This window comes from Pseudomonas sp. P7758 (assembly GCF_013386485.1).
In the GTDB taxonomy this organism is placed as follows: Bacteria; Pseudomonadota; Gammaproteobacteria; order Pseudomonadales; family Pseudomonadaceae; genus Aquipseudomonas.
Genome location: NZ_JACARS010000144.1, coordinates 1 through 14,804, shown reverse-complemented (window position 1 = coordinate 14,804; position 14,804 = coordinate 1). Strand labels below are relative to the sequence as shown.

At 57.0% G+C, this 14,804-nt stretch carries 12 protein-coding genes; 3 read left to right on the top strand and 9 right to left on the bottom strand.

Features of this window, described 5'->3' with window-relative positions; translation table 11 throughout:
• Window positions 1-65: 65 nt before the first annotated feature.
• From HX873_RS26705 to HX873_RS26680, 6 genes are all read right to left on the bottom strand, one after another.
• On the bottom strand, window positions 66-1,427 hold the full coding sequence (locus tag HX873_RS26705; protein ID WP_087692969.1) for a DUF1329 domain-containing protein: 1,362 nt from the start codon (window positions 1,425-1,427) through the stop codon (window positions 66-68).
• 14 nt (window positions 1,428-1,441) lie between these two features.
• Window positions 1,442-3,304 (bottom strand): DUF1302 domain-containing protein, encoded by a 1,863-nt coding sequence (locus tag HX873_RS26700; protein WP_177123445.1) that lies wholly within the window; start codon window positions 3,302-3,304, stop codon window positions 1,442-1,444.
• Between the two features lie 190 nt (window positions 3,305-3,494).
• A complete protein-coding gene (locus HX873_RS26695) occupies window positions 3,495-5,396 on the bottom strand; it encodes an acyl-CoA synthetase (RefSeq protein ID WP_177123444.1) in 1,902 nt (633 codons plus the stop codon).
• Window positions 5,396-6,349, bottom strand: a complete 954-nt coding sequence (locus HX873_RS26690) for a fumarylacetoacetate hydrolase family protein (RefSeq protein ID WP_177123443.1) — start codon at window positions 6,347-6,349, stop codon at window positions 5,396-5,398. The genes HX873_RS26695 and HX873_RS26690 overlap by 1 nt, the downstream gene beginning before the upstream one ends.
• Window positions 6,350-6,435: 86 nt before the next feature.
• Entirely contained in the window at window positions 6,436-7,524 is a 1,089-nt protein-coding gene (locus HX873_RS26685; RefSeq protein ID WP_218170427.1) for a VOC family protein, read from the bottom strand.
• A gap of 83 nt (window positions 7,525-7,607) precedes the next feature.
• The gene (locus HX873_RS26680; RefSeq protein WP_087692974.1) at window positions 7,608-8,222 is read right to left on the bottom strand and encodes a TetR/AcrR family transcriptional regulator; all 615 of its coding nucleotides are present in this window, start codon (window positions 8,220-8,222) and stop codon (window positions 7,608-7,610) included.
• Between the two features lie 274 nt (window positions 8,223-8,496).
• Between HX873_RS26680 and HX873_RS26675 the strand changes: the two genes are divergently transcribed.
• Genes HX873_RS26675 through HX873_RS26665 form a run of 3 tightly spaced genes read left to right on the top strand, consistent with a single transcriptional unit; the run spans window position 8,497 to window position 12,080 of the window.
• A complete protein-coding gene (locus HX873_RS26675; protein WP_177123442.1) occupies window positions 8,497-9,570 on the top strand; it encodes an amidohydrolase family protein in 1,074 nt (357 codons plus the stop codon).
• Between the two features lie 55 nt (window positions 9,571-9,625).
• Window positions 9,626-10,834 (top strand): amidohydrolase family protein, encoded by a 1,209-nt coding sequence (locus HX873_RS26670; RefSeq protein ID WP_087692976.1) that lies wholly within the window; start codon window positions 9,626-9,628, stop codon window positions 10,832-10,834.
• A gap of 1 nt (window position 10,835) precedes the next feature.
• Window positions 10,836-12,080, top strand: coding sequence for an NADH:flavin oxidoreductase/NADH oxidase family protein (locus HX873_RS26665; protein ID WP_177123441.1), 1,245 nt, complete (start codon window positions 10,836-10,838; stop codon window positions 12,078-12,080).
• Window positions 12,081-12,090: 10 nt separating this feature from the next.
• Here HX873_RS26665 and HX873_RS26660 read toward each other — a convergent pair whose 3' ends face one another.
• The 3 genes from HX873_RS26660 to HX873_RS31650 all read right to left on the bottom strand — a co-directional run.
• Complete coding sequence (locus HX873_RS26660) at window positions 12,091-12,750, bottom strand: TetR/AcrR family transcriptional regulator (RefSeq protein ID WP_177044221.1); 660 nt, start codon at window positions 12,748-12,750, stop codon at window positions 12,091-12,093.
• A gap of 80 nt (window positions 12,751-12,830) precedes the next feature.
• Window positions 12,831-14,426, bottom strand: coding sequence for a bifunctional 3-(3-hydroxy-phenyl)propionate/3-hydroxycinnamic acid hydroxylase (locus HX873_RS26655; protein WP_177123440.1), 1,596 nt, complete (start codon window positions 14,424-14,426; stop codon window positions 12,831-12,833).
• Window positions 14,427-14,576: 150 nt separating this feature from the next.
• Window positions 14,577-14,804, bottom strand: a 228-nt coding sequence (locus HX873_RS31650) for a hypothetical protein (protein ID WP_218170424.1), incomplete at its 5' end; no start/stop codon positions are given.

The window sequence follows — 14,804 nt, the reverse complement described above, 5'->3', positions numbered from 1 at the left end:
TATGAAGCCGCCAGCTGTGCTGGCGGCCAACCCTCTTACTCTGTCTCGACCATACTGACGATGCGTTAACGAATGCCGTCGTTGCGCAAGGCGGTTGGTGTGTATTCTGCCGCGACGGCCTTGAAGCCGATGTCCATGCTGTCCTTCTCTTCGTTACGCATCCCGGAGACTAGGTAGCGGCCGTTGATGAGGTCATACAGGGCTTCGACACCCATCCACGGAATCTTCTTGTCGTACAGCGGCGTCATGAAGCCCTCGGCAGTGCGCCACAAGGTATTGCGTGCATCGTAGTGGTCGGCAAGGGCGATTTGCCAGCTGTCCTCATCAAAGTACAAGACGCGTTTTGCATAGACATGACGCTGGTCAGCCTTGAGGTCGGCCTCAACCACCCATACTCGGTGCAGCTCATAGCGGGTGATATCGGAGTTAATGTGCCCCGGCTTGATCACGTCGGTGTACTTCAGTGCGGGCGACTCCAACTGAAAACTGTTGTAGGGGATGTAGATTTCCTTTTTGCCGAGCAGCTTCCAGTCGTAGCGATCCGGTGCGCCGTTGAACATGTCCAAGTTATCTGCCACCCGTTGGCCGTCCGAGGCTGGGTACGGGCCGTCGTAGGCGATCTGTGGTGCACGTCGTACGCGACGTTGCCCGGCGCTGTAGATCCAGGCCATGCGCGGTTCCTTCACCTGGTCTAGGGTTTCATGGACCAGAACCACATCGCCGGCCAAACGGGCGGGCGCAGTGACCAATTGCTTGTAGTAGAACAACACATTGCCCGGATTCTGCGGATCGAAGTCTTTCAACTGGTCGCGATAAGTAAACTGCTGCTTGAAGTACACCGGGTTGAAGGTGCCGTCTGCCAGTGGCGTGGCCTGGACGTGGGTACGCCGCACGCTGCCGCCGCGATAGCGGGTGATATGATTCCACACCACCTCTAGCCCATTTTGGGGAATAGGAAAGGGCGTGGCGATTTCAAAGTCCGACAGGCCGTTGCCGCCAGATATAAGTGTCGACTTTACTGCGTTCCTAGCGATGGCCTGGTTTACGTTCTCGGGCAGGGCCGCGCTTCGATGGCTGGGGAACACCCGCATGTGGAAGCTGTCGGGGTAGCGCTTGAACAGGGCCAACTGACCCGGCGTCAGTTTGTCTTGGTACTGGGCGACATTTTGCGGAGTGATGGTGAACAGCGGTTTTTCGGCCGCGAAGGGGTCACTGAGCGCACCATTGGGCCCTGCGCTGCCCGCGTTCTCGGGCAGCCCGCCGGTCCATGGGGGAATGCTCCCGTCGGCGTTGCCGGCTTTTTCTGCACCGACGGGCGTCAGGCTGTTGCCCAGCTTCGCCGCTTCACTTGCTGGTACTGCAGCGTGGGTCAGCGTGGCTGTAGCAAGTAGGGTGAGTGTAGTGGCAAATAAGGTCAGAGTTTTCATTGTGTTGGCTCCACTCAAAAGGACACGCCAAAGCTCAGGGCGATGAAGTCGCGGTCGATGTTTACGTTGTAGGCGCCGCCGAAAAAGTCGGTATAGGACAGGCTTGCGGTGTAGGTATTCAGGTAATTGGCATCGATGCCCAGGCTCAATGCCTTGGAGCCTTCGTTGAAGCCAGGCTCGGGGCCGTAGCCTTTCACGTCATGGGACCAGGCAATATTCGGGTGCAATTCAACGCCCGGAATCACCCCGTTGTAGTCCCAGATAGCGCGCACGCGATAACCCCAAGAGGTGCTGGTGGCGAAACCATCGTTGTTGCAGTTGGAAGGCGTCTGTACATTGGTGGTGTTGGTGCATAGGCTGTTGTTGGGGTACAACTCTCCTTGACCGTAGGCGGTACTGCGGCCATAGCGCAGCCCCCCTTTGCCCTCCAGGCCGCCGATATGGGTGAGCCCCACTTCACCGATCAGGGTCAGGCGTTCGGCATTCATGACCTGGTCGAAGAAGTGCGTGGCGGTGACCTGTGCCTGCGTTACTTCCTTGCGTCGATAACCGGAGACGTCCTGGCCATTGGCCAATGGCGCCGCCCCGGATGACAGCACCGGCGTCAGGGCCGGTACGCCGATACCGGCGCTGATCAAGTCCACGGGGCTGATCTGCAGCGGCATGTTGGGCCGGTAGCTGATCTCGCCTGCCAGAGTGGTGCCAGTGGGGAGACTGGTACTGAAGCTCAGGCCGTACAGGCGGATGTCTTCCGGGTAATCGACATAATACTGCGAGGTGCCTAGGCGGTAGGCCTGTGCCAGGCTCTGGCCAGTGGGGCTGGCGAGGAAACCGCCACAGGCACCTGCCGGTACCCCGACGTTGCCACACAGTTGCGGGGCAAAACCCAGGTCGGCGGCATGCGCACTGCTGATGGCGCTGACGTAGGGTTGGCGGCTGTGATAGTTGATGAAGTACCCGGCGAACTCACTGTTCAGTTCCGGTGCGAACCAGCGCAGTGCAGCGCCCCACTGGCCGCCGTCGCGAGCATCACGGTCGCGGCCGCGGGGAATCACGATGCCTTCGTTCGACAGCTGCACGCCAAACGGCGAAAGGGCCGCTCGTGCCGCCGGATTCTGGTCGAGTATCGGCCCCACCGGCAGCCCATTGCAGCCATCGGCGATCACGTCGGTCTGCGAGAAGAAAGTGCCACAGTTATCGATCGCGGTTTTTTGCCATTCCAACTGGTAGAAACCCTCCGCCGATATGCTGTCGGTGAGATTCTGCGACAGGTAGAACATGTTGACCGGAATCAAGCCCTCCTTGATCTCCGAGCCGGGGCGGCGAAAAGAGGTCACGTCCACCGGATTGATGGTGTTGATGCCGCCCTGGATAAAAGTGCTTTCGCCCCAGCTCACCACCTGCTTGCCAAGACGCACGGTGCCGGGCAAGTCTCGGATCAGGTAGTTGTGGTAAATGAAGGCGTCGAGAATCTCGGCGCCGGAAGCTTTCGCACCTTCCTGTCGGCCGTGGTCATCGATGTCCTTGAAGCGCTGATGTTCATCCTTGAGTACGAAGTCATACCAGTACTTGCCGCGTACAAATACGCCACTGTCCCCGTATTTTAGTTCAAGGTCGTGGACGCCTTTGAATACCCTGCTGAAGGCGTCGCCTTTCTTGAAGTTGAGTCGGCCGTCGTCGGCACTATGGCTACTTAGCAGCTCCTGCTTCGGGTTCTCTAGGGACCAACTGGAGCCTACCGAGAGGCTGGAGTCGAACTGTCCCTGGATCTCGCCGATATCGAAGTTGATTGCCGATGCGGGCGCACTGGCCAATGCGGCCATGCCGAAAGCGAGCGGCAGGCGAACCTGTTGCCATGGGGGTTGTTTACGAGTCATTGCGTTCACTACCTCTTGTTGTTTTTGTTGTGCGTTACGCGTCCCTGCATGGTTTTCGAGGCGCAGCAGGTCTCGCAGACCATGGCAAACGCCATAGCTGGTTCTCGGTGCTTAGTTGATGAAGCTCAATGGTCAGGTTGCGGGTGGCAGTGGTTGCCTCCTCAACTCAGCGGGCAGCGCTAAGCGCTGTTTAGCCGAGCCATTCAATTTGGAAGCTGTAGCGCCCGAGCAGGGGAACGAGTTGCTCACGATGGGCGCCGGCGCCAATGTGGGCGACCAGCCCGCGACGCGGGTCTTGCAACACGTTTACGCTGATATCCTGCGCGCCCGCGTTGGCTGCCTCCTGGCGTACGACGTTGGCGATTTCCAGTTGCTGCAGGGCCGGCTTGAAGATCTTGCCGACCGGTGTCACCGGCAGGGCGTCGAGGATCTCGATGCGCTTGGGCACGGCCGAGCGTTCGGAAATGGCCTGGCTGGCAAATGCCAGTAATGTTGACGCTGCGCACTTGTGCCCGGGCTTGAGCTGGACATACGCCACGGGCACCTCACCGGCGTGGGCGTCGGGACAACCGATGGCGGCAACCAGCGCGACGGCCGGATGCGCCTGCAACGCTTCTTCGATCTGTTTGGGGTCGATGTTATGGCCGCCGCGAATAATCAGTTCCTTCTTGCGCCCGGTGAGCCAAAAATAACCATCGGCATCCTGGCGTCCCAAGTCGCCGGTATTCAGCCAGCGATGGCCGTCAATATCGATCCATAGGCCTTGATTGTGTTCGGATTGCAGGTAGCCAATAAATACGTTAGGGCCGTGAATACCTATCACCCCTACCTCGTCGATCATCGCATCGCGCAGGTAACTGCCGTGTTCATCCAGAATCACCGCACGCATTTCCTGATAAGGAAGACGCAGGCCAATGGAACCGATTTTGCGTTCGCCACCCGCAGGGTTGCATGACGAAACGCAGGCACCTTCAGTGAGGCCGTACCCTTCGAGAATAGGAACGCCGATTTGCGCTTCGAAGTCCTTGAACAGCTCTATCGGCATGGGTGCAGCACCACAAAGAGCGCTTTGGAGACTGCTAAGGTCGTGCTCCTTTATCGATTGTTGCAGCAGCGCGGAATATACGGTGGGCACACCAGAGAAAAAATTGATCTTGAAATGCTCGACCATCGCCCAGAAATTCTGTATGACCCCGGCCCCGCGGTACCCCTGAGGCGTGCCGATCACCACTTGGTCGCCCTTGGTCCACGGCATCAGGCCGGTGACCAATTGGCCGTTCACATGGAATAGCGGCAAGCCGCAGAAAATCACCAGGCCGGGTTCCCTAGGCTCCATGTTGCGAGCCATGGCCCACGCATTGAAAACCTCGGAGCCATGGCTGCGCACGGCAATCTTCGGCAACCCCGTGGTGCCGCCTGTGCAGAAGTAGGAAGACGGATCTTCGGCGCGAATATGCCTGGCGCTGTTCAGGTACTGATGACGCTGCTTCTTCATCAGGTCCCGCAGGTCGGCAATTGCCAGATGCCGGTAGCGTGCTTTTTCCCGTTTGGCCATCCAGCGCAATGCCAACCCTTTAAACGTGCTGACATAGGGCGCCATGTTCACCCAGATCACGTGCTTGATGCTAGGTAACTGGTCCAGTTGCGCAGCGAGTCGTGGCCACAGATCGCTACCAGGCGTCGGGGCCAGCGTGACCACGACTTTGGCGTTGGCGGCCCGCAGCAGGTCGGCCATCTGAGACGCCTCCAACAACGGATTGACCGCCATTACGATGCCTGTCGCCTCGCCGCCCCAGATGGTGAAATGGGTTTCCGGCAAATTCGGCAAAATAAACGCGATGACGTCGTCCGCGCCCAGGCCGAGCTCGTGGAACGCGTTAGCAGCGCGGGTGATGTCGATCAGCAGCTCGGAGTAGGTCCAATCGTGGGTCTTGCGAAAATTCTGCCCGTCGAGAAAAAAGCGCAGGGCGGGCGCATTCGGGCGCTCTTTCGCACAATTTGCCAAAGCATCATAGGTGCTCGCCGACAGTCCCTGACGACTGAGCGGGGTGCGTTCCAGCGCCTGAATATCGGCCAGGTTTGTGATCGCCATCAGGCTTGCTCCACCACAAGATTACGCTGGGTGCCAAGATCAATCTTGCCATCGGCGCTGCGAATACTGGCTTCGACAACATCGCCTGCTTTGAGGTACTGCGTGCGGCTCTCCTGGGTTTTCAGAAAGATCTTCCACTTCACCGCATCCGGCAGCAAGGCGCCGATTCGTTGCTTCGCGGGGGAAGGCACGGTGAGCGCGCACCCGGCTGGCGTGCCCGTGGCGATCAGGTCGCCGGAGTTGAAATTCTGTACACCGGACAGCTCGGTCAAGGTTTCTGCCGGGCCGTACACCAGGTTGGCGGTGCTATCGTTTTGTCGGACTTGCCCATTGACCGTCAGCCGCAGTTGCAGGTTCTTCAAGTAGTTCATGTCGGGCGCTTCGAGCAGGCACAGGTAAGGGCCGACAGGGCCGAAGGTGCGATAGCTTTTACCCTTGTAGAACTGCATTTGCGGAATCTGGATATCGCGGGCTGAATAATCATTGACCACGACGATTCCAGCGATGAATTCGTGCAGGGTCTTGTCGGTGACAGTCACCTGGCCAGTGATGTTGCGTTTGAGCACCAGGCCCAACTCGATTTCATAATCGAGGAAGCGCACGTTACCGGGTTTGATGAGCTCACTGTCGGCGGCCACTATGCAACTGGTGGCTTTGGTGAAGATCATGTTGAAGTGCTTGGCGTCAGGGTCCATGCCCGACTCGATCATGTGCTGACGGTAGTTGGCGCCCTGGCAGACGAACTGTTGGTCACGGGTGACGGGCGAAAGCAACTTGACCGCAGTCAGGGGGAGATCACCGTCATTCATCCGGGCCAGCTCAGTGACGCTGGTGTTATTGATGAATTCGCCGGTGCTGGCATAGTCACCGGGAATCACCGTGATTCTGCCGGCGTTTATCACGCCCCATTGGGTACGATTCAGATGTTCGAAGCGGACTACATGCACTGCCATGACAGGAGCTCCCGAGGAGTCGATCGGCTGATGCTGCGTGGCATCAGGTTGTTGTTGTACTGCATTTGCGAGCGTTGCCGACGGACTCAGCCGAACAGCCGCGCCAAGGTCACCAACTTGCGAAAGGTCAGGTCCGGGCTGTGTCTGAGGTTGTGGATCAAGGCTCGGATGGCGCGCACGCTGAGCTTCGGTTTGGTGAAGCTCCTTGGCATGCGCTCCCCCCACTGCGCCATGGCCTGAGCACTGACGCTATGCAGTTCGGTGGGCTGACCTTGGGTGAATAGATCGCCATCGCAATAGTGTTCATGTTTGTCGCCCCAAGGATCCTGCCAGTAGTCGAAGATCTGACTGCCGAGAATATGCCGACCTATGCCCCAGGCATGAACCCATCCACGCTCGCGCAAGACGCGCTGCCCCATGCCTACTGCATCCGCATCTACTACCTCAAAAGCACTGTGGCTGTAGGTGGGCATGAAGCCTTGCGCGAGGGCCAGGGTGTGGTGGTCTGCCGGGACGTCACCCAGGTCCAAGCGCATGAACGTCACGGCGGGTGAACCGTCAGGCAGTACTTGTACATCGCTAGGGATCAATCCGAAATGCTCGGTGTACCAAGCGCAGGTTGCCTGGTAGTCCGCCACTTCCAGAACCACATGCCCAAGCTTGAGGATCTCCGGGGCACTGGCTGGCGTACGTTGGGTGGCATTGATGCGCGGGATCTGCTCTGCCAGATTGAGGGGCAAAGGCGCGCGATGCTGCAACGGTTTGACCGCCGCTTGTCCGTAGATAGCCTCCACCACGAACCCCGACGGGTCGCGCAGGCGAACCCGCTCGCCACCACCCGGTTGGAATTGGTTTTCTACTGCTGACGCGCCCGGCAAACGCGCAAGCTTGAGAAGATCTTCGCGTGTAGCGACGGTGAGTGCGAAACCGACGAAGCGTGCCTCGTCTGCCTTCTCGATGCGGTAGCAATAGGCTGAACTGTCAGTGCCGCGCAGATACAGCGCATTTGTAGCACGATGGCAAACGGTGAGCCCGAAGTCGCGTAGAAACTGTTCCGCCTTGGCCAGGTCCGGACGCTGAAAAATCAGATAGGCAAGCCGCTGGGCTTTCACCGTAGGGTGCGGGTGGCGAGCCGGCTGCGGCGTAGCCAGGGTCAAGATTTGGCATTTGCTCATTATTATTCTCCAACACTTTTTTCAGGCAAAAGCTGCCCGTCACCCCGGAAACCGGGGTTGGGCTATCAGTATTCAGTCGTGAATCAGTCGGAAGGCGGCAGCGGCGGCAACTCCACAGTGGCTAGCACACGAGCGTCTTCAATGCTCACTCCCAACGCCCGCAGTATCAGCTCGGCGGTATCGGTGCCGGCTTCACGCCAGGTCTTCAAGCCTTCCAATACCAAAAACATCGAGCCCAGTACGCTGCTGGCGATAAACGAAATCACCGTGACCATTTGTTCCTGGCGGAACTGGTAGCGGCCGAGACTCAACCCATGGATGAGGTCCGGTACGGCCTGGCTAGAGAACATCTCCCGCAGGGCTAGGTTGCTCAGCGCAAAGCGACTCATAAACGCGCCCCAGTGCGGTTCTTCGTGGGTGCGGCGGATAAACAGACGAATACCATTGGCCAAGCGCTGTGCGGGGTCTCCAAAGCTGTCGATGCTCTTTTTTACGCGCTGATGCATGTCCGCGCTGAGCTGACTGGCTACCTGTTCAAACAGTTTGTCCATCGTCTCGACGTTGTTGTAAATGGTGCCGCGGGCCACACCCGCTTCTTGGGCAAGGTCGCTGATGTTGACCTGGCTGACGCCTTTCTCGGCAAACAAGCGCAAAGCGGCCTGATGGATGCGTCGCTGCACCGGATTCATTGACTCCACAAATGTTCTCCACCGTTCGAATCTGACCTGATTGAACGCCACTGTTCAATTTTCGTCAATCAAGTATTTTCAGATTCAAGATTATTTTTTTGAGAGGTGTTCTGTAACACCATTTCTAGAGGGATTTTCGGTGTTATTTAATTTTGTTGAAGAGGCATTGGTGTCGAACGCAGTTGACTGATGTGAACACAAATGTTCAATATTGATCGCAGGTGTGTTTTTGTCGTGGGCTTCCACGGCCAGGTCGCGACTGTTCTCGCCAGGAATAACAACAATGACCCTCAAGCAAGGCCTTATTGACGTCCATCACCACATCGTTCCACCTGTATTCCGCGACGCAATTTACGAGCGGGGCATGGAGCGCCATGCGGGTGCACTCTTACCAAAATGGACGCCAGAGCAGTCGATTGATGTGATGGACATGAATGGCATTCAACGTGCCATTACCTCCATCTCCACGCCCGGCGTGCATTTGGGCGACGGTGTGGCGCAGGCACGGCAACTGGCGCGAGATTGCAACGAATACGCGGCGAAGATGCGTGATGATTTTCCGGGCCGTTTTGGCAACTTCGCGGTACTACCCATGCCGTTTACCGAAACTGCTTGTAGCGAAGCCATTTATGCCTTGGACGTGCTGAAGGCCGAGGGAATCGTGCTGTTTGGCAGCACCGATGGGGTATTTCTGGGCGACCCGCGTTTTGACGAACTGATGAACGAATTGGATCGTCGTGGCACAGTGGTGTTCGTTCACCCAAACCTGCACAAAAGCAGCGAACAGTTGGGCTTCAAGACTCCTGGCTTTTTGATCGAGTTTCTCTGCGACACCACTCGCGCTGCCGTCAATCTGATCCTGACCGGGACGATGGAGAAATACCCACGCATTCGCTGGATCCTTGCCCACGGCGGTGGTTTTCTTCCCTATGTGGCGTGGCGTGTTTCCCTGGCCAATGCGATGCCGCAATTCCAGCAGCTGGCGCCTCAAGGAATTCTCACTTACATCCGGCGTTTTTATTTCGACACAGCTCTCTCTCCCTCGCGCTATTCGATGGCAGCGCTCAAGGAGTTAGTTGACTCGGATCACATCCTTTTCGGCAGTGATTTTCCGTTCGCCCCGGCTCCCGCTACGAGCCTGCAATGTCAAACCCTAGAGCAAAATACTCTGTGGTCCAGCGATGAGCACTACGGGATCAATCGTGGCTACGCGCTACGTTTGTTTCCTCAATACCAGCAGCCGGGCGAGGTCGTGCAGCCAGCGCCAATCTATGAAGGCGAGTCTTTTTCCGGCCGCGTGAAGCGCAGCCTGACGAAGCCGCTTGGCGCACTAGCTGAACGTATGCGTAATCGTTGACACGACGCTCCTATTCAGTAACCCACTCTAATAACAAGATAAACACGGAGGTGTTATGAATCGCCGAGAATTTGTCGCCCGTACGAGCCTGCTGGCTGGGGCGACGGTGTTGGGCGCAGGCGTCGTCGGGGGCTCCTTGCCAAGGACTGCTGCGGCGCAGTCAGAAGTGCGAAGTGAGTCCGCTGCCACCAAGGAAGAGCTCAAGGCCGAATGCATTGATGTGCATCACAACATTCTGCCACCTGTATTTGTCGACGCCCTGCAGCGTCGAGGGCTGGGTGCTCTGACGGGCACGGCGCTTCCAAGCTGGTCTGTGCAACAGTCAGTGGCACTCATGGACGCACAAGGCATCCAGACAGCGATCACCTCATTACCAGCGCCTGGTGTTTGTTTTGGCGAGGGTCGGGCCGCAGCCGATCTGGCGCGTAGCTGCAATGAGTTTGCCGCCGATATGGCGGTCACATATCCAGGCCGCTTCGGCTCCTTCGCCGTACTGCCGTTGCCAGCAACCGATCTTGCCTGCGCCGAGGCTATTTATGCCCTGGACACTTTGCAGGCTGATGGCGTGCTGTTGATGGGCAGCAGTAATGGTGTGTTTCTAGGTGACCCGCAATTCGAAGAGTTGATGAGCGAGTTAAATCAACGCCAGGCCACAGTTTTTTTACAGGCTAATCTGCACCCCAGCAGCGCGCAATTAGGGCTGGGTACACCACCATACGCATTGGAGATGGTCTGTGACATCACGCGCGCGGCGATCAATCTGATCTTCACTGGCACGATGGAGCGATACCCACGCATTCGGTGGATTCTGGCGGATGGTGGCGGTTTTCTACCTTATGCGGCATGGCGTATTTCCCTGGCCAACGCCTTGCCGGAATTCGCTGATGACGTTCCTCTCGGGGTGATGAGCTATTTGCGGCGCTTTTACTTCGATACAGCCGTGTCTACTTCACCTGCGTCCATGGCGGTGATCAAGGAACTAGTGGAGCCTGCTCAGGTGGTTTTCGGCAGTGGTTATCCGATCGCACCAGCCGCGTCAGTCGGTGCCGAAATCCAAACGCTACGCCAATCTCCTGTCTGGGGGGCAAAAGAACTCCGGGGTATCACCCGCGGTCATGCGTTGTCGCTATTTCCCCACTATGCGGAGAAAGGCGAGTGGCTGACTCTGGCGCCTGTGCATGAATCCGAATCGTCGCTGCAATGGTGGGGACGCACGTTGAAAAAACCCCTTGGCGCCTTGGCGCAACATTTGAAGGATCAGTGATATGTCGGGATTGCCCCTGTTTCAGCCATTGCTGTTGCCCAATGGAACACGCATCGTAAACCGCCTTGCAAAAGCCGCTATGGAGGAGAATTTGGCAGATGAAAATCACGCCCCTGGTCCTGAATTGCTTCGCTTGTATCAGACATGGGCAGACGGAGGGGCTGGGCTCATCATTACTGGTAATGTAATGCCCGACTGCCGTGCTCTGACCGGTCCGGCAGGGGTCATTCTGGAGAATGATCGTTATCTTGAGCAGTTTAAGAACTGGGCCGTCGTATGCCGTAGTCAAGGCGCCCAGGCTTGGTTACAGATCAATCATCCCGGCCGGCAAATGATGGCCAATCTCGGCCAGGAGGCGGTGGCACCCTCAGCCATTGCGGTGAACATTCCCGGTGTCGCCAAGCTGTTCGCTCAGCCTCGGTCACTGAGCGAGGTTGAAATTCATGGCTTGATTAATCGTTACGCACGAACAGCTGTTCTGGCCGAGCGCGCCGGTTTTACGGGCGTACAGATTCATGCTGCGCACGGTTATCTATTCAGCCAATTTCTTTCCCCACTGACCAATAAGCGGACTGACAAATGGGGCGGTAGCTTGGAAAACCGCGCGCGGATTCTCATTCGTACCATCGAGGCTGTTCGGGCGCGTGTGGCACCGCAGTTTTGCGTGTCAGTGAAACTCAATTCAGCAGACTTTCAGCGAGGTGGTTTTGAGGAGGGGGACGCGATTGAGGTCGTTAAACGGCTCAATGAACTGCCCGTGGATTTGGTCGAGATTTCTGGCGGCAGCTATGAAAGTCCTGCTATGCAAGGCCATACACGCGACGGCCAAACACTCGCTCGAGAGGCGTACTTTTTGGAGTTTGCTGAACGCATTGGTCGTGTGGCACGTATGCCTGTAATGGTCACAGGTGGGATCCGCCGTAGGGAAATTGCTGAAATAGTTATCAACAGCCCATCTGTGGCAATGGTAGGAATGGCCACCGCTTTGGCATTTGAACCCAATTTGCCAAGTCAATGGTTGACCGGGGACGGCGCCCAGATAAAGTCGGTACAGATATCTTGGAAGAATAAGGCCTTTGTTGCCGTTGCCATCACGGCGATCATCAAGAAGCAGCTCGGTTTGCTTAGTCTGGGCAAAGCCACCAAGCCTGGCATCTCGCCGCTAATGACGCTGATTACCAGTCAGCTTAAAACCAAGCGCCAAGCTCGGCGCTATCGTAAATGGGTAGCTGAACAAGGCATTTAGAGTGGATCGGTTATTCGTTAGGTTGCGGCAACGGAAGGCTGGCGAGCTTTTTAGCCTTCACCGGGCTCGCACCCAAGCCTTTAAGCACCATCTCGGCGACTTTCTCATCATGTTGCTCAACCGTGCGGCCCTCAACCGCACTGCGCATGCCGGCTGTTGCACAGGCTATAACCAGGTCCAGTGCGATGCTTTCATCGATAAACGACAGATGCCCCTGCTCTGCGCCGGTGCGAAGGTCCGCCTGGACGTGCATGGCGAGCGTTGACCGCAGCCCCTTGTCAAAATGTACGATTCGCACCAGTGCGCTGGCCCAGTTCGGGTCGGCAATCGCGCGAAGGATAAATAGACGCACACCAATTGCAATGCGCTGGGCACCGTTTTCAACTCCTGCACTTAACCCGGAAATACTCTCAGAAAACTCGCTGGCCATAGCGATACCCACGGCCTCCACTACCTCCTCGCGGGTGCGAAAGTAGTTGTAGATGGTGCCGGTAGAGACCTCTGCCTCTTCCGCCAACTCCAACAAACCCGTTTCAAATACATCCTTACGGGCGAACAGCCGCAGCGCGGCATCTAATAAGCCCTGACGCGTGCGCTGTTTTTTTTTGTGGCCGCGGGTCAGAGGTTCCAGAGTGTGAGTGGCCTGTTCTGTGTCGGTTTTTACGCTCATGGAAATGCCTGATGATGTAAGACGCGGCGGGATGAAAGACAAAGATAGTAATCAAATTACCGTCAATATCGCTGATCGATTCAATTATCCAGCAAGGCCATGCATGCATTTGCCAGCTCATTTGCATGATCGGCGCCACCGCTGTGCATCACAATGCGGTCAGGTCGAACGATCAGTAACGTATTTTTCGGCAGACATTTGAGCAGTTCACCACTCAGGTCTTCGACCCAATGGGTGTCTGGATTACCCCGTTGGCCTCGCTGGACGATCTGCAAATACCCACCACCATGGACCTGCCATCGCTCCTGGGTTGCAGTTTCCAGCAGTTGGCGAGGGTCGTTACCAAACCCTATAAGGGTCATTTGATCACCCAGCACATCGTCACTCAAGACGATGCCATGAATAGGATCCCGCACCAGACATTGGTTCAGTAGGCCGCCAACAGGGAGCGACTTCGTTTTGCGTTGCGTGCTGAACAAGCCTTTCTTGAAGCGATTCTTTGGCTTGATGTCCAGCTCTTCAAACAGCCGGCGGGCGGGCGGGAACAGGGTCAGCGATTTCATCAGTCCGTGGATCAGCAAGGCAACGACGGCATTGCGCGGCATCACTGCGCGGCCCATCAGTTTGGCCAGGTCGATCATTTCTTTAGCGTGAGGGCGGCGTTCTTGGTCGTAGCTGCCGAGTATCCTGGGTGCGGCGCGGCCATCGAGTACCCAGGCCAGCTTCCAGCCTAAGTTGCATGCATCCCGAAGACCGGCAACCAGTCCCTGTCCGACGAAGGGTGGCGTAATGTGCGCCGCGTCGCCGATCAAAAATACCCGTCCCTTCTGAAAACTGTCGCAGCAACGTGCGTGGAAGCGATACACCGCCGTGCGCTCGATACTCAAGTCGGCAGCTTTTACCCACGGAGCCAGCAGTTGCGCAATGCGATGCGGCTGCTCCATTTCCTCTCGCGTTTCACCGGGATGCAGCATGAACTCCCAACGTTCCCGGCCACCGGGGGCCGGCATATGGGGGGTAGGCCGGCGGTGATCACACAGGAACTCAACATGGTCGATTGCCTGCCCCTGGCGTCCATTGGCATCCACGATCAACCAGTCTTCAGCATAGGTCTGGCCGGTGAAATCCTGGCCAATCAACGTACGCACCCGCGACCCTGCGCCGTCCGCGCCAATCAGGTATTTGGCATTGACGGTAAACGTCATGCCATCTTCGTCCAGCAGAAAAGCCTCCACGTGATCGCCATGTTGCTGAACATCCTGCAACTCGTAACCCGTGCAAGTGGTGATGCAAGGATATTGCAGTAACCGGCTGCGCAGGGCGTTCTCCAGATCGGGCTGGTAAAAAGTTACCAGTTTGGGGTGGCCGTCGATGCAGCCGCTGGTATTGGCGCGACTGAATTGGCCTACCAGTGGGCAGTGCATTTTGACTTCTGGGATCACCAGCTTATCGAATGCGTCCTCGGGCAGGCCGATCAACTGCAACATACGCAAGGCTTCGTTATCCAGGGCAATGGCACGTGGCATGCGCAGTATCTCGTGCTGCTTGTCGATCACCACGGCGTTTACGTGGTATCGACCGAGCAGGGCTGCCAATGCCGCGCCGACTGGGCCAAAGCCGACGATCAGTACGTCAACCGAAGGGGGCAGCGGGGTACTTTTATTATTGTTTTCCATGGGAGTTCCGGGTGGTTTCAGCGTCGAGGTGCGATCTGCCGCTTTGGCTCGTCGCTTTTTATGAGACATTATTCAATATTGCAAAATATATCAATATTGAAAATATTCCCATAAGTACCAGATCGCATGGATCGCACATAGCAGCAATGATCAGCGCCGTACCAAAGGAGTCATCATGAGCTTTCCTGTGTTTCCGACACGCGTATTGACGGATAAATGAAATTCGTAAGGCCGGTTTTGTGATTCAAACTGGATGGCATTGAATAAAGGCGGGATCGAGGCGCGAGCTAATAGCACTCTGGTGGGCAGGTTCATATCGCGTAAGGTTGAGGTATATGCGTTGCCGTATTTCCGCGCTCCCGCTCCTAAGAGGACCTG